Origin of the sequence: Cellulosilyticum sp. WCF-2, assembly GCF_003990395.1 — a bacterium.
GTDB lineage: Bacteria > Bacillota > Clostridia > Lachnospirales > Cellulosilyticaceae > Cellulosilyticum > Cellulosilyticum lentocellum.
On record NZ_CP034675.1, the window covers coordinates 3,363,500 to 3,383,074 of the forward strand.

General features: G+C 35.5%; 17 protein-coding genes and 1 tRNA gene. 1 reads left to right on the plus strand and 17 read right to left on the minus strand.

Annotated elements, in window-relative coordinates; translation table 11 throughout:
- Positions 1-45 precede the first annotated feature (45 nt).
- From EKH84_RS15090 to EKH84_RS15130, 9 genes are all read right to left on the minus strand, one after another.
- Complete coding sequence (locus EKH84_RS15090) at positions 46-1,098, minus strand: tetratricopeptide repeat protein (RefSeq protein WP_127066928.1); 1,053 nt, start codon at positions 1,096-1,098, stop codon at positions 46-48.
- A complete protein-coding gene (locus EKH84_RS15095; protein ID WP_013657492.1) occupies positions 1,079-1,897 on the minus strand; it encodes a PP2C family serine/threonine-protein phosphatase in 819 nt (272 codons plus the stop codon). Before EKH84_RS15095 ends, EKH84_RS15090 begins: the two co-directional genes overlap by 20 nt.
- Positions 1,898-1,914: 17 nt before the next feature.
- A complete protein-coding gene (locus tag EKH84_RS15100) occupies positions 1,915-2,622 on the minus strand; it encodes a vWA domain-containing protein (protein WP_013657493.1) in 708 nt (235 codons plus the stop codon).
- A gap of 73 nt (positions 2,623-2,695) precedes the next feature.
- A complete protein-coding gene (locus EKH84_RS15105; RefSeq protein ID WP_207669744.1) occupies positions 2,696-3,997 on the minus strand; it encodes a protein kinase domain-containing protein in 1,302 nt (433 codons plus the stop codon).
- A 195-nt stretch (positions 3,998-4,192) separates the two neighbouring features.
- On the minus strand, positions 4,193-5,149 hold the full coding sequence (gene msrB / locus EKH84_RS15110) for a peptide-methionine (R)-S-oxide reductase MsrB (RefSeq protein ID WP_127066930.1): 957 nt from the start codon (positions 5,147-5,149) through the stop codon (positions 4,193-4,195).
- 138 nt (positions 5,150-5,287) lie between these two features.
- Positions 5,288-7,399 carry a copper amine oxidase N-terminal domain-containing protein gene (locus EKH84_RS15115; RefSeq protein ID WP_127066931.1) on the minus strand — a complete coding sequence of 704 codons (2,112 nt, stop codon included), beginning with the start codon at positions 7,397-7,399 and terminating at the stop codon, positions 5,288-5,290.
- An 81-nt stretch (positions 7,400-7,480) separates the two neighbouring features.
- A complete protein-coding gene (locus tag EKH84_RS15120) occupies positions 7,481-8,836 on the minus strand; it encodes an MATE family efflux transporter (protein ID WP_127066932.1) in 1,356 nt (451 codons plus the stop codon).
- Positions 8,837-8,931: 95 nt separating this feature from the next.
- Positions 8,932-9,004 (minus strand) — tRNA-Ala (locus EKH84_RS15125).
- A 155-nt stretch (positions 9,005-9,159) separates the two neighbouring features.
- Positions 9,160-10,086 (minus strand): glycoside hydrolase family 113, encoded by a 927-nt coding sequence (locus EKH84_RS15130; protein ID WP_127066933.1) that lies wholly within the window; start codon positions 10,084-10,086, stop codon positions 9,160-9,162.
- 105 nt (positions 10,087-10,191) lie between these two features.
- Between EKH84_RS15130 and EKH84_RS15135 the strand changes: the two genes are divergently transcribed.
- Positions 10,192-11,061, plus strand: coding sequence for an AraC family transcriptional regulator (locus EKH84_RS15135; RefSeq protein ID WP_127066934.1), 870 nt, complete (start codon positions 10,192-10,194; stop codon positions 11,059-11,061).
- Positions 11,062-11,104: 43 nt separating this feature from the next.
- On the opposite strand, the gene EKH84_RS15140 is transcribed toward EKH84_RS15135, so the two are convergent.
- The 8 genes from EKH84_RS15140 to EKH84_RS15175 form a co-directional block, all read right to left on the minus strand.
- Positions 11,105-12,163 carry an HD-GYP domain-containing protein gene (locus EKH84_RS15140; RefSeq protein WP_127066935.1) on the minus strand — a complete coding sequence of 353 codons (1,059 nt, stop codon included), beginning with the start codon at positions 12,161-12,163 and terminating at the stop codon, positions 11,105-11,107.
- Positions 12,164-12,340: 177 nt separating this feature from the next.
- Positions 12,341-13,075 carry an ABC transporter permease gene (locus EKH84_RS15145; RefSeq protein ID WP_127066936.1) on the minus strand — a complete coding sequence of 245 codons (735 nt, stop codon included), beginning with the start codon at positions 13,073-13,075 and terminating at the stop codon, positions 12,341-12,343.
- Complete coding sequence (locus EKH84_RS15150) at positions 13,075-13,821, minus strand: ABC transporter ATP-binding protein (protein WP_127066937.1); 747 nt, start codon at positions 13,819-13,821, stop codon at positions 13,075-13,077. The genes EKH84_RS15145 and EKH84_RS15150 overlap by 1 nt, the downstream gene beginning before the upstream one ends.
- 110 nt (positions 13,822-13,931) lie before the next feature.
- Positions 13,932-14,906 carry an ABC transporter substrate-binding protein gene (locus tag EKH84_RS15155; protein ID WP_243118603.1) on the minus strand — a complete coding sequence of 325 codons (975 nt, stop codon included), beginning with the start codon at positions 14,904-14,906 and terminating at the stop codon, positions 13,932-13,934.
- Positions 14,907-14,948: 42 nt separating this feature from the next.
- Positions 14,949-15,527: a UbiX family flavin prenyltransferase gene (locus EKH84_RS15160; protein ID WP_127066939.1), complete on the minus strand. Its 579-nt coding sequence runs from the start codon at positions 15,525-15,527 to the stop codon at positions 14,949-14,951.
- A 30-nt stretch (positions 15,528-15,557) separates the two neighbouring features.
- Positions 15,558-16,433 (minus strand): UbiA-like polyprenyltransferase, encoded by an 876-nt coding sequence (locus EKH84_RS15165; RefSeq protein WP_207669745.1) that lies wholly within the window; start codon positions 16,431-16,433, stop codon positions 15,558-15,560.
- The gene (locus EKH84_RS15170) at positions 16,417-18,246 is read right to left on the minus strand and encodes a menaquinone biosynthesis decarboxylase (RefSeq protein WP_127066940.1); all 1,830 of its coding nucleotides are present in this window, start codon (positions 18,244-18,246) and stop codon (positions 16,417-16,419) included. Before EKH84_RS15170 ends, EKH84_RS15165 begins: the two co-directional genes overlap by 17 nt.
- 17 nt (positions 18,247-18,263) lie before the next feature.
- Positions 18,264-19,565, minus strand: a complete 1,302-nt coding sequence (locus tag EKH84_RS15175; protein ID WP_127066941.1) for an aspartate aminotransferase family protein — start codon at positions 19,563-19,565, stop codon at positions 18,264-18,266.
- Between the last annotated feature and the right edge of the window lie 10 nt (positions 19,566-19,575).

Genomic DNA, 19,575 nt, shown 5'->3' on the forward strand with positions numbered 1-19,575 from the left:
AAGTAAGTATAAACTCATCCTTAATAAAAATCAATATTTTATAAACTATTCATACATTTTTATTGCTTTTTCACACCAATACGAGGCCTTAAGGTAGTCTTTTGGGGCACCTTGCCCATTCAGATATAAATAAGCTAACCAAATCATAGCTGAGGGTTGATCTTTAGCAGCTGCTATTTGATACCATTTGAAGGCTTCTTCATAATTTTGCTCTATATCACTTCCTGTGTGATAGCTATAAGCTACATGGTTAATGGCTTCTATGTCACCTTCTAATGCTGCTTTTAAATAAACTTCAAAGGGTTCATCCCATCCCTTCATATGCGCTTCATAGTAAATATACCCCATATTAAACATGGCTGTATAATGCCCCTGACAAGCTGCTTTTTCATAAAAAAGAATAGCCTTTTCTAAATTTTTTTCTATACCTTTACCTTCATAATACATATTTCCTATATAATTCATGGCTGCTGCACTTCCTAAATCAGCTGCCTTGGTATACCATTTAAAAGCTGTTTCATCATCTTTTAAAATGCCTTGTCCCATATAATAAATATTTCCTAGAACTAACATCGCTTCTACATGCCCCATAGCTGCAGCTTTCTCATACCATTTAATGGCTTCCTTACTATTTCTTTGTACCCCTTCTCCATTATAATAACTGTGTGCTTTGTGTAAAACGGTACTTAAGCTATCAGACAAATGTGGTTCTTCATGCGTGTTAATGATACTTGCTGCTTCACCTAACTTTTCACCTAATAATTTATCTTGACTAAAAACTGTATCATTACCCTTTTCCTTTTTAATAAAACCCATCCACAACTCTACTGCCGCTTCTGCTAGAGAACGATCCATCATTCCCTCTTCATGAAGGATGCGAATACATTCATGTCTTTCTAATAAATACTGCTTCGTATCACACTGACTTAAGCGCTTATAAATATCAAATACCATGCTTTGTGCTAAAAGATAATGCTGCGTTTTTTCAAAAGGAAAGTAATCTTTTATAAAAGCTAATAGCCTTTTAGGCTGATTAAAAAGCTCTTCTCCATAAGTTTTTTTTAATATTAATAATTGATTAATGATTTGTTTTTGCATGCTCCTTCCCCCTCATAGGATTTTGATAAATAACAGCTAAAGTAATATCATCCCCACTTCCCTTACTTGATGCTTCATTTAACCAAACCGGCAGTTGTTCCTCTAACAAAGTACTATCATAATGTTTCAGTAGTTCTAAATAATCTTTTCCAATCCTTAAGAAATCCTTTTCACTAGTAAAACTATTGGCATACCCATCTGTACTCATTAGAAACAAACAAGGTGATTGATGAGTAGCAATAGGAATTAGTTTGTGTTTAAAATAACGCCAGCATTCTTTCTGACACAAAGAATAAGTTTCTGTTCCATATTGCTGCTCTGCTAGAATAAGACGTTTCGTTTCACCTTTTGCATCTACTTGTAATAAATCTCCATCTCCTATCTGCAAAGCAAAAACAAAGTCTGGCATCACCCATAAAATAATAAGGGTACTACCATAAAGCTTCCACATTTGTTCTGCTTTAGGATAATCCCCTCTTTCTTTCTGTTGGTGATGATACTGTATTTGTTCTTTCCACTCTTTCTCAATTGCCCTAGGTAATTGTACTTCCTTAATACTTTGTAATAAACTGTATAAGGAAGCTTCATCATTTTGCCATATAAGTATTTCTATAACGGCAAGGGCTACTGATACTGCTATTTCAGCCCCTTCATCACTATAAGGACAGGCACTACTCCCATGTCCATCTGCTATAGCACAAACAAAGCTGTTAGGTGAAAAAAAGTTAGTTTTAATGGCATCTTGGCAAGGCATCTGTTTTATGATATGAGATGCCCCTGTCACACACCCTTTAATCATCTCCCATCTCATAGGCTCTACCAAACATCTAAAGCATCATCAGTAGTTACTGTAGGTAAGGTAGCTAAATCTATAGGCATACTTGTAGCAAAAGTATTTTTAGCTATCTGACTATGAGGACTAGAAACTTGTTTCGTCACGGTAGATGCCCACTTAATGTATTTGATTAATGCACTTGGATTATTAGCTTCTAAAACGGGCATTTCTGGTTGATCTACAAAACGTGCAAGTACTTCTTTATCTGCATCATTACCAATGGCAATGGCTAATTTCACAGCTTTCTTTCCCCAAGGTAAACTTAAAAGTTGATTAAGAGCTGCTTCATAAGTATCTGTAGGCTGTCCATCTGATAGTAATACAAGTACTGGTGGTAATGCACGCTCCGGCATAGGTGGCATTTCTAATTGACCAGCTACTAATTCTAATGCTTTACCTAAATCTGTTAATCCTCCTGCCTCTACATCTATCCACTCAAAATCTTGTACTGGTGTGGGGGATGCAATATGCCACTTAGCACCTTCTGAAAAGGTAATGGCTCTTATATAAAGCTGAGCATTAGGATTCTCCTCAGCGGCAGCTCTCATATCAGGAATAGTTTGTTTAATAGCATAATTAAGTGATTGTATTTTTTCTCCCATCATAGAGCCAGAGCAATCGACTAACCATATAAAATGTAATGGCCTAGCTGCCATTTCTCCACCTGGTCTTTTTAAACCTTCTATCATATTCTCCTTTTTAGTGAAATAACTTTCACTAAATCCTCCTCTCCCTTATTTCTTAATCTATTTTGACATACTTTTATTTGATAAAACCTAATGTATTGCTTATACCGAAATCAATAACTGTCCCTGTTAATAGTGTCATACTTTTACCTGGTGCTACGACTCTGCTACTACCCTCTGAAGTCGTTACCTGCCAGCTTTTAGTACTTCTATTTTGAACACCCCATTTATTAGGATCCTGTGGATGCCTAATTACTCTCGCTATTTCCGTATCAAAGTCAAAATCCTGATGAAAATGGTGTGCATAAATAATCGTTTCAGGGTTTAATACAATAGCTCTTTGTCCTAAAAGTAATACAGCACCTGCTTCTACTATTTGATTACAACACCAACAAATAGAGCTCACTCCTAAATGGCTTTTGTCTTCATAAAAATTTTCAGCGCCACAATGAAGGCAGTGAACAATGCTATCTTCTAAACGCTTAAACCCACGTTTCCACTGATTCTCTACGATTCGTTTACTTGGCGTATGTATTCCTTCTGTAAAAGCCACCATAAAAAGGTCTTTAATAAAATCAGGATATAAGCGCCAATAAATAATAGCATTATCTTGGTAACCTGCAATAGGCCTATTAGATAAATCTGTAGGATCCCAGATAAAAACTGGTTTTTGCCCATAAAGCACTTCCTTAGCTCTTATATCTAAACATTTAATACTAGCTTCTGTTGCACCTTCTAAAGGGTGATGTAACATAAACATATAAAATAACAAAACAGCTAATGAAAATAAATCTGTTTCTGTCGTAGGCCCTTTCTCACCTCTTACAATCTCTGGCGCCATAAACCCTAAAGTCCCCTGTACACTATCTGCACTGGCACCATTAATCACAACATTATCATTGTCACATACTAATACCTCACCTGTATCTGGTCTTATAAAAGCATTTCCAAAAGAAATATCACAGTAGCTATACCCTAAGGAATGTAGCTTTTGAAAACAATCAGCTAGCTCATATCCTGCCCTACATAGTGCTTTAAAAGTAGGTTCAGCTTTACGTTTCATTAAATCAACAATACTTTTATAAACATTAGGCCTTAACGCCATAATATAACCAAAGGTCTCACTTGTTTTAATAAAATCCATGGGCCATAAAAAACGTTCATCCGGTTTACCATTATGTACAAGACGTACCAGCGTCTCTTCCTGCTTAGGTGTGGCCATATGAGGATGATACCACTTTAAGGCATAATGCTTATTTCCAGCCGTCACCTCATAAACTTCTCCTTGTCCTCCACTTCCTAATAACTTTAAGATACGATAGGAAATGCCCAAGGTAGAAGTCATTACTTTCCCTTCTTGTAGCATAGATAAGGTCACTATCCTTCCTCCTATTTCTCATTTTTACTACATTATACTATAATCATTTTATTTTTTACAATTTATTAATAAATAATGTAAATAATTTTACTTTTTAATTATTTTATTTAGATATAGAAAGAAGGGATTTTAACCATTGATTCATCATTAAAATCCCTTCTTTCTTACTCTCTATATTCCATTATCCGCTTTAAATTATAGTAAATCCTTATAGTTACCGTAGCCTTCCTCATCCATTTTAGACTTTGGAATAAAGCGTAGTGCTGCAGAATTAATACAATAACGTAATCCACCTAATTCTACAGGACCATCTTCAAACACATGTCCTAAATGAGAGTTAGCTGAAGTACTCCTTACTTCTATTCTGTTCATGCCATGACTCGTATCCCCTTTATCATATACCACACTTTCTATGATGGGCTTTGCAAAGGCAGGCCAGCCACAACCTGAGTCAAATTTATCTTTTGAACTAAATAAAGGCTTTCCACTTACTACATCTACATAAATTCCTTCTTCGAAATGATTAAAGTATTCATTTTGAAAAGGTGGCTCAGTGCCTTGCTCTTGTGTCACCTGATACTGGATAGTAGATAATTGCTTTCGTAGCTCCTCCTTACTTAAAGAAGGACGATAATTATTTTCTTCAAGAAAACGCTTCCTACCTGATCCCTTATAATAAAGTCCATATCTAAAAGGATTCTTCTTATAATAATCTTGATGCTCCTCTTCCGCAGGATAAAAAGCCATAGCCGGCTTGATAGGCACTGTAATAGGCTTATTAAACCAACCACTAGCTTCTAGCTTATCAATATAACTTTGTGCCAAAGCTTTTTGCATTTCATCATGGTAAAAAATAGCTGTATGATACGTCTCTCCTCTATCTCCAAATTGTCCGTCTGGATCAGTAGGGTCAATGCTTCTAAAAAAGATTTCTAGTAATTCCTCATAGCTTATCTTCTCTTCATCATAAATAATTTCTACAGCCTCAACATGCCCCGTTTGTTTAGAGCATACTTCTTCATAAGTAGGATGAGGTTGATGTCCTCCTGTATACCCTACTTGGATGGCTTTTATCCCAGGCCATTCATCAAAAGGCTTTACCATACACCAAAAACATCCACCTGCAAAGGTGGCTTTTGCATTATGATTCATACCATCACCTCTTTCTATACGTAGTATAACCTCGTTATATTATCAGGATACCATGTCATACAATCTTATTTATATTCAACTAAAAATTATGATATTGCTACTTTTTATTTTATACCTTTGTTTAAAATAAAAAAAGACTTAATCATAAATATAAAAAATAACGGATTTTGTACTACTTTCCCACACTGTTTGTATAGCTAAAGCCCGTGTAATCTCTGCAACGGGTACAAAAGTACGTCCATTTTTAGCTTCTGGAGGGGCTGACATGGTATAAGTCTTACCATCTATTTTCATTATTTTGCTTCCTAGCTGTAATGTAATGGTTTGGTTAGCTTTAATAGTTACTGTTTTAGTAGTAGGATGCCATAAAATGCACTCTCCTCCAATACCTATCGCATCCGCTACATACTTGATAGGTAGCATAGTTCTACCATTAGAGATATAGGGTGTGGCATCCATAGATTTATTAGTACTTCCTATTGTATAATGACTCTTACCAATAGTAAATTTTATAGGTGTTACCATGACTGGCGGTGGTGTAGGTATAACTTCATTTTCCTCTGCTACTTTAAGAAAATCTCCTTGCCAAATAGCATCTAGGCTTTGCTCTGTGGCTAATTCAGAAAAACCAGTTCCCCCTATTTGTAACTTATAATTTCCTGAAGCAATGGTTTGGTCTGCTGTTAAGGTAAAGTGACTTATTGTAATAATAGAAGCCTCATTGGATCGTCTAACAATAGGTATCTCTAGTCTATTAGATTGCCATACCGGCGTTCCTAAACGTATATCTCCTTCTGTTACCGTGATTTGTGGTAGCTTTGTAAATTTCATCCCACTTTCTTCAAACTGTAATATAATAGTTTTACCTTGAGCTATTTCTCCCGGCGCTAATTCTCGGATTTCAATTTTACCACCCACTTGATCTTTAAAGCCTATACGAACCTCAAAAGGTTCTACTTCTACCTGAAAAGGTGTGTCAACTGCTAATACCTTGGCTGTTAGTGTTTTTATAAGCGATCTTCCTTCTACTACAAGTTCGATATTTCCTTGTGTGCCATGAGGTATCATTAATGTCACCTGGAAATCATAACGACTCGCTTCCTTTGGTAATTGCTGTACTTTAAAACCTATAACTAGGTTTCCTTTTTTTATAGGTTCGCATACCATTACCTCTCCATTCATAGTCACTTCTACCTTGCCTTGAGTATTCGTTTCTAAACTCACACCATTTCCAAACTCAAAATAAGTTACTCTCTCTTTCACCAAAGAATCTGCTACTTTTTCTACTAAAGCAAATTGAACTTCTTGCTTTGTTCCAGAGTATACCTTTTTACTCTTCACTTCTAAGTCAACTGTGTAATCCATTATCTCTAGTACTTCTACAGTAGCTTCTTGAATAAGGTCTCCTTTAGCTTTTACTGCTAGCTTTCCTTGAAAGTTATTATGATTTTCTTCTATAATCTTAATACCTGATAAAATGAAACCTCCTGTATATTTAGCCTGGCTTATATCGGGTAAAAGGATTTCTAGAGTCTGTCCGTCTATCTGCTTAATGGCATCAGCTCCACTATTAATCCCCTCGAAGCCCTTTATTCCTATAAGCTGAGGTGTACTCGTATTTATATCAAATGAAAAACCTTGATGAGTTAACTGAATTTCAATAACCCCTTGTTTCCCTTGATTCATTGCCTTTGAAAAGGCTTTAGAAAAAGGCTCTTCAATCCATAGATCTGCCATTTCACCTTCTTTTACTGCTGTTGGTATTTGATGAGTACTCACTTTTCCTCTATAATTCATAGCTGTTGCAACATGATATCTCCCTGATGTCACAGCTGTATTATTACTTATAATTTCCACAAAACTTATTTCATCCACCATTTGAAGGGCCATAGGAATTCGTATACTTGTTCCTCTTTCTAGCCTGGCTCCTTGAATCTTAATCTGCAACATACTACCTATCAATTTTGTTTCTAGCGATGCTTCTGATGCTGCACCTATTAACGTACTTATGTATGGCTCATCTAACCATTTAGCTCCTGAAAGTTGTAAATAAAATAAATCGCCTACTTCTAACTCATCTACTAAGTCAATAATCAATTCTGGCGCATCTTCTGCAGAAATAACTTCCTGCTCCATAACCGTTATGACCTTATTAATACGGTTCCAAGAAGCCCCACGAGAGAAATGAGGTACTAGACTTATAATCATTATAATAATCAAGCAATACGCTAATTTTTGTTTCTTGTTCATTAGACTACTCCTTTTAGCCCCTATATCTATCTCTTTTATTATAAAAATTAAAAAAGAGCCTTGCAACAAGGCTCTTTTAATTTACATTATTTTACTATTTTCTTTAAGGTTAACGTTTTCTTTAAACAAAGGATGTCTGACTAATTGAATAATTAGAGGGATTACCATTAATACCCACACAATAGGTTCAGCTACAATAATACCCATATAACCTAGAGAAGGTACTAGCAAAATAACAACAAGTACTTTTCCAATAAGTTCAATAAAACTTGAGAAAATAGGTGTTGTATGATCTCCTAACCCTTGAAGTGCATTTCGAAAAACTGCAATCATGGCAGTTACAAAATAAAGTAATGTATCTACTCGCAAGTAAAGAGTGGCTGTTTCTATCACCTCAACTTCTTTACTTGCTGTTACCATTTGAATCAGTAGAGGCGATAAAGTATAGCTGATGATAATAACCACCACACACCAGCCCCATGCTGCTAAAATAACCTGTTTTATACCTATTTTGATACGCTGGATTTCTCCTGCCCCTCTATTTTGCCCACAATAGGTTGCTATAGTCATGCCTAACACACTAAAAGGCAACATTAACATTTCTGTAATTTTACGGGCACCCGTATGAGCTACAATGATATTGGTACTGAAAGTATTAATAGCACTTTGCAGGGCTACGGTTCCAAGTGAAACTAAAGACTGCATCATCCCCATGGATAATCCCGATTTTAATAATAGTACCATACGTGATTTTTGAGGCCTAAAATCACTCCACCTTAAATGAAGCATTGGATAGCGTTTCACTATATAAATAAAACATAAGATAGCAGCTATACTCTGTGAAATAACCGTAGCATAAGCTGCTCCTGCCACGCCTTGATTCATAGGCCCTACTAACAAGTAGTCAAGCCCTATATTCATTAATGCAGATAACACAAGAAAATAAAGTGGTGTAATGGCATCGCCTATAGCACGAAGTACACTGGCACAAACATTATATAGCATGGCAGCCATCATTCCTAATAAAACAACTCTTATGTAAAGAATACCTTGTAACATGAGTTCATCTTTCATATTAAGCAATCTTAAAATAGGTTCCAATAAACCTACACTAACTATGGTTAAAATAATAGCGGTGATCATCCCTAAACTTAATGTACCTGCTACGCTTTTTCTAAGTGCCTCAAAATCTCCTGCTCCAAAATCTCTTGCTACAATAATAGCAAATCCATTGGTTAGACCAATTAAAAAGCCAATGATTAAATTATTAAGTGTACTGGTCGCACCCACTGCCGCTAATGCTTGTTCTCCTAAAATCTCTCCTACAATTCTTATATCTACCAAACTATAAAAAAGCTGAACTAAATTACCAATAAAAATAGGAATAGCAAACTGTAAGATAAGCTTTCCTGGATTTCCTTTTGTTAAGTCTTTCATATCCTATTCTCCTATATGTATTTGATACGTCACACAATAAAAACACTCTATCTAGAAGTAACCCTCTAAATAGAGCCTGTAGATGTTATTATTAATGGAGATGAGGGGACTTGAACCCCTTACCTCTTGAATGCCATTCAAGCGCTCTCCCAGATGAGCTACACCCCCTTAATATTAGCTTTATTTTACCTTATTTTTATAGACTATTCAATCTTATTTTTCTATTTGTTTTTCAAGTCATTTTCCCTGTAATAAGTTGGACAGAAAGCATGATTTTATGCTTTCTGTCCTTATGTACAACTTTCTTTTATGTCTAGTACTTACTAACGACTATAGCATTTTTTTATAACCTGTTCAGCTGGTTTTCCATATAATGCATAGCCTTTGTCTTTTGCTGCTTCTTTTAAATCATATTGCTTCCATGGCCAATCCCACATAGCAAAACCAGATACCCAAGAGCGTTTTGAGCAAGCTTTAAACATAGCTTCATACCAAGCTGCTTGTTCTTCTAAAGCTACTTCTCCTGTTTTTCCCCAATCATTAGGGACTTCTGAAGAATGAGCCGTAGACATACAACCTGCTTCTGCAAAGAAAAATGGTTTTTGGAAATGCTCTACTACCTTTTCAATACGATCTAATTCCTTTTCCCAATCTTCAAGAGGGTAGTACCCACTAGAAGAAATAACATCTACTGCATCCCACCAAGTCACGTTATCTTCTTGATATTTATCTGTGTTATAGGATACAAGGCCATGATAAACCTGCTTAATGTCATCAATAAGCTTACGCCACTCGTCTGCTCTTCTCTCACTCATGACCATTTCACAGCCTGCAATCATCATCTCACAGCCTTCTTCTTGAGCAATACGTGCATAATGTACCTGAAAATCTGTATAAGACTTAAACCAATTATGCCATTTAGGTTCACAATGCACATCTTTATCAAAGAAATTAATGTGTGCTCTCCAAGTACCATTTTTACAATTGGCTGTAGGCTTTAAAGCCACTTTAAGACCCAATGATTTTGCAAAACGAATCATCTCTCTTAATTCTTCATCTGATACATTAGCCTTAGACTTAAAATCAATCACCTCTGACTGTGCTGTATCTTGAAGGCCATTAGGCACTAAAATAATAAAATTAGCACCTGTTCTTTCTTGTAAACTTTTTAAACTTTGTTTTGCCTTCTCATTTGCAAAACTCCCTTGAGCCGCAAAAGGTGCAAATGTTATACCTTTAATAAATTCCATCTTCTGTCTCCTTTTACCCTTTTCTCTTATTATAGATTTTATGATAAGCAGACTATATAATAATCTCATATTAAAATTGTACAAATCTATTTTTAGGAGTCAAACATGCATTACTTATTTGAGTTCAATGATAAACGTTACACTTGGTATGAAGCTTTTTTATTTGATGCGGCTAAAGATGTTTTACCTATTCGCGCCCACTGGCATTACTTTATGGAAATGATTTTTATACTAGAAGGTACTGCCCTCATTAATTGTGAGCAGCATACTTATGTATTAGAATCTGGTGACCTTATTTTATTCCACCCCAAAATGATTCATGCTATTTCTGCTACTACACCTTCGCCTTTAAAGTATGGTGTTTTAAAGTTCGATATTCATAAGCTTCAACCTTCCTCTACTTTTGGCCCAGATTTAGCTTCTATTTTTCAAGCTGCTAAAACAGATGTTCATACTTGTGTCTTCTTTTCTGCTGAACAGCTAAAAAGCTTTCCGATGAAGGAAATTTTTCTAACTTGCATTCATGAAACTCAGACTAAAGACTTTGGTTATGATTTACTTATTTATGCAAAGCTTACTTCTTTACTGATTGCCATTGCACGTTTTTGGCGCAAGAATGACTTTAATACAGACCTTGTCCTTACCAAAAACAATACCTATGACTCTATTGACACCATTACTGAATATATTGACGCTCACTCTAGTGAACCTTTAAAAGTGGAAGACCTAGCTAAACAATGTCATATGAGCTATTCTCATTTTGCTAAACAATTTAAAGTACTCTATGGACAATCTTGTAAAGAATACATAGCCTTTATTCGTGTTTGTAAAGCAGAGGACTTATTACGTTTCACTGATTTCGACTTAGCCTTTATTAGCCAAGAAACTGGCTTTTCTGATTGTAGCCACCTGATTAAGACTTTCAAAAAGTATAAAGGTGTTACGCCAAAACAATTTCGTATGAATGGCATATAAAATAAGCAGACTTCATTTTAAGTCTGCTTATTTTGTATAGATCTTATAAAATGGCTTCTATAGTAATCTGTTTATGGATAGATAAATTGATATACTCATTTCCTATTTGAATAATAGGATGTGATAAATCATTTTTATTAATCATTACAATGTTACCCTCTTGCCCATTACTTAATCTAACAGGTTTATTAATATAGGTTTCAGTTATACGCTCTAGAAATAAAAGTAAATATTTGGGATCATATTTTTCAAATCCTTCATCTATAAGTGCTTCTACAACTTTAAATGGACACATTCCTTTTCTATAAATACGATTAGCTGTCATTGCATCGTATACATCTATAATGGTTACAATCTTTGCAAAATCATCTATTTGTTCACCTTTTAATCCTTTAGGATATCCTGTCCCATCACATTTCTCATGATGCATACAGGCTGCTGCTTTAATACGTTCGTCAATAGCTTGCTTTTCTAATATCTTATAGCCTTTTACAGGATGCTCTTTAATCACATCAAATTCTTCTTTTGTAAGCCTTCCAGGTTTTGTAATTATTTCTTGTGGAATATCCACCTTACCAACATCATGTAATAGCCCGCATAAACTCAAAACTTGCATATCCTCTTCACTTAATCCTAACCATCTTCCCATAATATGACACATTAATGCCACATTGACACTATGTGTATAGGTTAAATCATCATAACTGCGCATACAATACATCATATCCAATAACTGGATATTATTATCTGCTTTTTTGAACAAGTTATCAACTTCTGCAACTAATGTTTGTACATCAAGTGCTTCGTCTGTATGAGCTACATGAGATAGTGTGCTTTTTAGATTTTCTGTAGTAGCTAACATCCCTTGATCGAATACTTTAAAGGCTTCAGTCTCTTTAATAGCTTCAGTCGAGGTTGCTATAGGCATCGCTGCTTTTTCTTCAATATCTATATACTCTACTAAATACTCTTTTAGTAATTGCTGAACCCTTGATGTTATCGTAGTTTGTCTTGGAATAAGTAAAACACCATTATGTTTATAAATAGGTTTATCTATAACCATCCCCACCTGTATTTGTTCAATACCTATTCTTGTGCTCATATCGTCTCCCCAGTTTCATTTTTTCTTATAATTATTTAGTCACTTATGATTTTTTTTAATCTACCTCTTTATTAAAATACCATTTCTAATATGAACTTTTCAAGCTTTTAGGCATAAATGGTCATTTTTTAGCTTAATTGGTCGTTTTTAACTAATCAATTATTAAAATACATCATTTTATTTTTTACACCACCATTGTTCTACCCCATCAATCATAATAAATAGCATAAATCCTAATAAACCTAATATTAAGATACCACCATACATAGCTAAATAATTCATTCGACTCCAACTATCTTGGATATAATAACCTAACCCATGCTGTGTTCCGTAGTTTTCAGCAAAAAATAAAACAGATAAAGTAGTCCCTACTGATAACCTAAGATGCGTTAAAATATCAGGAAGTACTGCTGGTAAAGTGACATGGTAAAACATTTGCCCTTTACTCGCTCCTAAACTCCTCATACTATGATAAAGGCCTGCATCAATCTGCTGAACACTCCCTCTTACTGCTACAATGACCTGAAAAACTGTAATCAGCACAATAAGCGTAATCTTTGAATGATCTCCTAAACCAAACAAAATCATTAGAATAGGGAGTAATGCAGTTTTAGGAATAGGATAAGTAAAATAGATTAACGGATTTAAAAGACGGTTAATAACAGGTGAAGTACCCATTAATAGCCCAATCATTACGCCTATTAACGTAGAAATCAATAGCCCCCAAAAAATTCTTTGAAGACTTGCCCCTATATGTTCTAGCATAGGCCCCCCTATAATTTGTGGTAAATAGCCATAGACTTTTGTCGGCACTGGTAAAGCTGGTGTTTTTAACCAAATGGCTCCCAAATACCATATAAGATTAAAGAATAAGAAACCTTGTAAAAATAATAAACCTTTCTTTTGCTTCATCAGCTTCTCCCCCTTTTAATTTGTTCTTTAATTTGATGATAAAGCACTTTAAATTCTTCTCTTTCTCTAAAATGTGCATCTGCAAAAAGAGGGTTTTCCCATATAGCATTTACTGTTCCATTTTGATGCATGACAAGAATCTTATTTCCCATATAAAGTGCTTCTTCGATACTATGTGTTACGATTAAAGTCGTACAATGATGCACTCTCCAAACTTTCAAAAAGATTTCTTCTGCCTCTTCTTTCATAATGGCATCTAAAGCTGAAAAAGGTTCATCCATTAATAATAATTCTGGTGAAAAAGCAAAAGCTCTAGCAAGGGCTACTCTTTGACGCTGTCCACCACTTAAAGCACTTGGATACCGTTTCGTTAACTGCTTAAGCTCTAAAGTCTCTAATACTTCTTCAAGATGCGCTTTTCTTTCTTCTGACAGTTTCATCTTTTTAATGCGAAATGGTAAAGTACAATTTTCATATACTGTTTTCCAAGGTAAAAGACCATAACCTTGAGGAATATAACCAATGCGCTGCTTTTGATAATTAAAGCTTTCTCCCTTCATTAAAAGACTTCCTTCATAAGGTGTTATGCCTGCTAACGCTTTAATAAAAGTAGACTTTCCACATCCCGAAGGACCTATAATGGCAATAATCTCTCCTGGGTCTAGTGTTAAATCAATCGGTCCTAATGCCCTTTCAAAAATTTTATTATTTTTATATTTCACTACTAAATCCCTTACCTCAATCATGTTGTATTCACCTCTCTTTAATTCTTTATTTTAACATGAGATTATCTCTAAACATCACACTAAAAGAGGCATTGCACTAACTAAGTACAACACCTCTTTACTAGTTGCTATTACTGAATAACACCAATGTCACTTACTGCATCTGCTGGTTCAAGCGCAATTGTTAAAAGTCCCTTATCTTCACACCAATCAAATACATCTTCTACTTCCTCTAAAGGAGGTAATTGATTTTTTCTAAATACAGGTGCAATAATGTTACCTCTCATCTCTTCTGGATAACCAATGGTTGTAATAATCACATCTTCATAAGCTTTTACATCTGTTGTATTAATGTAATCGACACCTTTGTTGTAGGCTGTATAAAAGGCTTTAATAGCATTTGGTTTTTCATCAATAACAGATTGCTTAAATGCTGTAACAGAAGGGTACATACCACTATCCACATCTACCTTTTCAATCATTTTACCACCATTTGCAATGGCTGTATCAGAAAAAGGACTTGGCATAATGGCAGCATCTATTTCTCCATTATTAAGCATTTCAAGTCTTGTTGGCATTGCTGGAATGGCTACTTTTTCTACTGCTGCTTCAGACACATCATATTTATCTAATAGTTGGTCTAATGTATATTCAATGACTGTGTTTTCTGAAATAGCCACTTTTTTACCCACTAAATCAGCTACTTGATTAATACCACTATTGGCACCTGCTACTAAGACAAACTCGCCATCTGTCATGCCAGTAATTTTCATATCAATCCCTGCATTTTGATAAATAGCAATGGCAATCTGATCACAAATGACCCCATCAATTTGGCCTGCTTGAAGCGCTGCATCACGATCTTTAGCAGCTTTAAAAAATTCTAACTTTACATCTACTCCTGCTTCCTCAAAATACCCCTTCTCCTCTGCCATAATAATGGGTAGCGCTGAAATCGAACTAATAAGTCCTAAAGAAAGACTTTCTTTTTCAGCTCCTGCTTCTGATGGTGATGGACTGGCTTCTGGAATGGGCGCTTTTGCATTACATCCTACCATGACTACACTTAATATGAAACATAATAATACACTTAATTTCTTTTTCATCTTCATTCTCTTTCCTTTCATCAAGTCGTTATCTATTGTGGGTTAATGATCTGTCCATTTTTGAAATAGCTGATGATGGATTCCTAAATGATCTAGCACTTTACCTACTACAAAATCTATAACTTCTTCTAAAGATTTGGGTTTGTGATAAAAACCTGGCATGGCAGGTAAAATACCCACATCCATCTTAGCTAGCTTCAACATATTGTCTAAATGAATAGCATTTAAAGGGGTTTCTCTTGGTACTAAAATAAGTGGTCTTTTTTCCTTAAGTGCTACATCTGCCGCACGTACCAGGAGATTTTTAGATAGACCATAAGCTATCTCACCTAAAGTTCCCATAGAACAAGGCATTACAATCATGGCATCAAAGCCATAAGAACCACTAGCAATTCCTGCAAACAAATGATCGTTTTCTTCTAAAATAAGCTGATGGTACTGCTTTCTAAGCTTTTCCATATAAGACTTAAACTCTAAGTCTAGCTCATAAGCAAATACTTTTTCAGCTGTAGCAGTCGCAATCACATGAATCTCCAAATCTAACCTTAGTAGTTCTTCAATTAATCTTTTAGCATAAATACTACCACTAGCACCTGTTATACCTACCACAATTCTTTTCATATACGCTCCTTTATTATCAAATGAATGATCTTATAATACTGTAGCTAGTACGCCGCATATAAGAAATACAATGCTAATAACTTGATTAATCTGGTAAGAGGCAATTTTAACATTCGTAAGATTATCTGGTGATACCAACTTGTGTTCAATGATAAATAAAATACCAATAACAAGCATCCCTATTTCATAAATAACATTTAATTGCTTACTCATTAGTCCTATTGCCACTAGTATAACCCAAGCCAAAGCATGAAATACTCTGGCAATCATTAAAGCTTTTCTCACACCAAATCGTGCTGGAATAGAATGAATACCATGAGCTTTATCAAACTCATAATCTTGCGCACCATAAATAACGTCAAAGCCAGCTACCCATAAAGTATTAGCAGCCCCCATCAGTAGAGGTAGTAAACTGATTTTTCCAGTCACTGCAAGCCATGCTCCTACAGGTGCTGCTGCAGAAGTAATACCTAATACTAGATGGCAAGCCCATGTAAAACGTTTGGTATATGAATAAATGGTCATTAAGAAAATGGCTAGTGGTGATAGGATGAAACATAAAGTATTCAGCTGTAATGCGCCTAATACCATCACCATAAAACAAATCATCGTAAAAATAATAACTTCCTTTTTATTCATAAGTCCACTAGGGATTTGTCTATTAGCTGTTCTAGCATTTTTAGCATCTATTTCTGCATCAATGACTCTATTAATGGCATTAGCACCTGTTCTAGCCCCCATAAAAGCTACCAAAATCCAAAACATAGTATCAAGCGAAGGCAAGCCTTCTGCAGCTAATAACATGGCAATAAGTGCAAAAGATAATGAAAAAATAGTGTGTGAAAACATCACTAATGTGGCATAATCATTGACTTTATTCTTTATTTTTTTAATGATTTTTATCAATTTTATAGGCCTCCCAATTATTTGTTACATATGTTTTAACGGCCTCACTCATGACAATATCATCTGGCCAGATACGTTCATGTCCTTCTGAAGGTAGTTTTTTAGTCGCATCAATTACCACTCTTACATCATCTGTAGCTATTTCTTGTACCGTTATATCTCGTTTGGCATCAATATTATTAAAGAGTTTCCAACATACAATGGATACTTTGTCTACTGGAATATCCGCATCTACTAAAATGAGAACCTTAGATTCTACCTTTGGCGCTTTTAAAAAGGCTTCTGTCAGGCCTTTAGCTGCGCTGCCATCGGTTTTATGAATAGCTACTACAGTATACCCTTTTAAAATACCATTTGTTAAAACCGCTCCTTCTTGAATCACCTCTTTAAAATCAGCTAGGTCAAATGGGACGCATGCTTCAACTGGCTCTTTTTCATGCCATAAACTCATATCTCCTTCAGATGGCCATTTACGAGTAGCATCAACACCTAAACGATAGCCGTAATGAGACATTGGCGATGCATGATCCAGTGCATCTAGTGGCCCTGGTGAAAAGATCATATCTAGCTTTGGCCTTGTATTCTTAAGAATACAACTTGCTACGGCTTCATAGTCACTTGGTTTGATATCCTCATCTACTACAATGACCATTTTGGTATACATCATTTGTCCCATTCCCCATGCGGTATTCATCACTTTTTTAGCATGTGCTGGAAAACGTTTTTTAATAGACATAATGACACAGCCATGAAAAACACCTTCTAACGGAAAATCCATGTCCACTACTTCTGGACTGATCATACGAAGCAATGGTAAAAACAAACGCTCTGTTGCTTTTCCTATATAGCAATCTTCCATAGGTGGTTGCCCTACAATAGTCGCTGGATAAACGGGGTTTTTCTTATGGGTAATACAAGTCACATGAAAAACTGGATAATCATCTTCTAAGGAATAATAACCCGTATGATCACCAAATGGTCCTTCTCTTCTTGGCTGTTCATTAACGTCTACATAACCTTCAATGACAAACTCAGCTTCAGCTGGCACATAAATATCACTGGTAATGGATTTTACCATTTTAACTGGCATTTTTCTAAGATACCCTGCAAACATCATCTCATCTATCATTTTAGGCAGAGGTGCTGTTGCTGCATAAGTAATGGCTGGGTCACCTCCCAAAACCACTGATACCGGCATCTTACCTCCACGCTTTTTATAGCTTTCATAAATTTCACGACCATCTTTATGCCAATGCCAGTGCATCCCTGTGGTGTTCTTATCAAACACTTGCATACGATACATGCCCATATTTTGCACACCTGTTTCTGGGTCTTTTGTAATGACCAATGGCAAGGTAAAAAAGGGTCCGCCATCTTGAGGCCAACAATGAAGCACTGGCAATTTTGTTAAATCCGGCTCGGTTTCAATCACTTCTTGACAGCTTCCTTTGGTAGGGAGCTTAATTGGAAAAACAGAAGCCAGCCGACTTAAACGTGGTGCTGATTTAGCTAAGTTCATAATGCCCATGTAATTGGTCATATCCAGAAATCTTGCTAAATCTTCTTCTAAAGTCTTAAAGTTTTTAGCACTTAACGCCATACTCATACGCTCATAAGTTCCCATGGCATTAATAAGTACAGGGTAAGGAGAGCCTTTTACTTTTTCAAATAGTAAAGCAGGCCCATAAGCCTTAGAAACACGGTCCGTAATCTCCGTAATTTCCAAATAAGAATCTACTTCTTTTTTAACTCTTACAAGTTGTCCTTCTTCCTCTAGCTTTTTAATAAAGCTTTGTAAATTTTTATAACTCATTATTTGTCCCCACTTCTCTAGTCGTTGTATAAAGCGGCTTTATTTATTGCTATTCCAGCTAAAATGCTATCTAATGCATCTAATAAATCCTTGACATTCTCTGGCGTAATCACTAATGGTGGCTGAAAGGCTAAGACATTTCTTTCTAAGCCATTTTTACCTAAAATGATGCCACATTCTTTTAAAGCTTCTAATATATCATCTACCAGTTCTGGTGCTGCCATTCCATTTAAGTGACGTACTTCTACGCCTACCATAAGTCCCATACCTCTTACATCTGCTAAAATAGGATACTTTTCTTGAAGTTGTTTTAGTCCCTGCATCAATTGTTTTCCTAAGGTTTCTGCACGCTGACATAAGTCATATTTTTCAATATAATCTAGCACTGCTAAAGCCGTGGTACTACAAACCGGATTACCTCCTAAAGTAGAAGCGGATGGTTTATTAAAGGCCATAGCAATCTTTTCATTGGTGCAAGCTGCTGATATAGGCATACCATTACCTAGTGCTTTAGCTACTGTTAAAATATCTGGTACCACCTCATAATGTGAAATAGCAAAAAGCTTTCCTGTACGTGCAAAGCCAGTTTGCACTTCATCTATAATAAGTAAAATATCATTGGCTTCTAAAAGTGCTTTAAGTGCCTTAAAATAGTGAGGTGGTGGTGTAATAATCCCACCATTACCTTGAATAGGTTCCATAATAAGTGCTGCAATATTATCTTTGCCTCTCATCTCAATGATTTTTCTAATACTTTCTAAAGACTTCTTAGCTGCTGTTTCTATGTCTTCACCATAAATAAATGTATTTTCTGCAAAATGAACGGCATCAGATAAATAAGGATCACTTCGCCACATAGGTATCGCCGTAGTACTCATGGTTAAATGTGTTCGCCCATGGAGACCATTTTTTATAGCAATAAACTCTTTTTTCCCTGTATAAAGTCTAGCCATTAATAAAGCTGTTTCGTTAGCTTCAGAACCTGTACAGCAGAAAAAAGAACGACATATATCACCTGGTAAAAGTCCACTTAAGCGTCTTGCTAATTCTCCCATTTGCTCTGTTAAATAAATAATACTAGTGTGCTGTAATGTACGCATTTGAGCAATAGCTGGTTCAATAATTTCCGGATTACAATGACCACAGTTCATTACCGAAACACCTGAAAAAAAGTCTAAATACTTTTTGCCCGTATCATCATATAAATACTGCATCTCACCTTTTACGATTACTGGTGGCTCTTTGTAAAAATGATTCCAGCTAGGTGGACACAAATAATTTTGTTTATTTTCAATCACTTGCTCCTTTAATGAATCCATTTCATTTTCC

Coding starts and splice junctions, on each gene's coding strand:
- EKH84_RS15090 (WP_127066928.1), bottom strand. CDS start 1,098: ATGCAAAAACAAATCATTAATCAATTATTAATATTAAAAAAAACTTAT.
- EKH84_RS15095 (WP_013657492.1), bottom strand. CDS start 1,897: ATGATTAAAGGGTGTGTGACAGGGGCATCTCATATCATAAAACAGATG.
- EKH84_RS15100 (WP_013657493.1), bottom strand. CDS start 2,622: ATGATAGAAGGTTTAAAAAGACCAGGTGGAGAAATGGCAGCTAGGCCA.
- msrB (WP_127066930.1), bottom strand. CDS start 5,149: ATGAATCATAATGCAAAAGCCACCTTTGCAGGTGGATGTTTTTGGTGT.
- EKH84_RS15115 (WP_127066931.1), bottom strand. CDS start 7,399: ATGAACAAGAAACAAAAATTAGCGTATTGCTTGATTATTATAATGATT.
- EKH84_RS15120 (WP_127066932.1), bottom strand. CDS start 8,836: ATGAAAGACTTAACAAAAGGAAATCCAGGAAAGCTTATCTTACAGTTT.
- EKH84_RS15130 (WP_127066933.1), bottom strand. CDS start 10,086: ATGGAATTTATTAAAGGTATAACATTTGCACCTTTTGCGGCTCAAGGG.
- EKH84_RS15135 (WP_127066934.1), top strand. CDS start 10,192: ATGCATTACTTATTTGAGTTCAATGATAAACGTTACACTTGGTATGAA.
- EKH84_RS15140 (WP_127066935.1), bottom strand. CDS start 12,163: ATGAGCACAAGAATAGGTATTGAACAAATACAGGTGGGGATGGTTATA.
- EKH84_RS15145 (WP_127066936.1), bottom strand. CDS start 13,075: ATGAAGCAAAAGAAAGGTTTATTATTTTTACAAGGTTTCTTATTCTTT.
- EKH84_RS15150 (WP_127066937.1), bottom strand. CDS start 13,821: ATGATTGAGGTAAGGGATTTAGTAGTGAAATATAAAAATAATAAAATT.
- EKH84_RS15155 (WP_243118603.1), bottom strand. CDS start 14,906: ATGAAAAAGAAATTAAGTGTATTATTATGTTTCATATTAAGTGTAGTC.
- EKH84_RS15160 (WP_127066939.1), bottom strand. CDS start 15,527: ATGAAAAGAATTGTGGTAGGTATAACAGGTGCTAGTGGTAGTATTTAT.
- EKH84_RS15170 (WP_127066940.1), bottom strand. CDS start 18,246: ATGAGTTATAAAAATTTACAAAGCTTTATTAAAAAGCTAGAGGAAGAA.
- EKH84_RS15175 (WP_127066941.1), bottom strand. CDS start 19,565: ATGGATTCATTAAAGGAGCAAGTGATTGAAAATAAACAAAATTATTTG.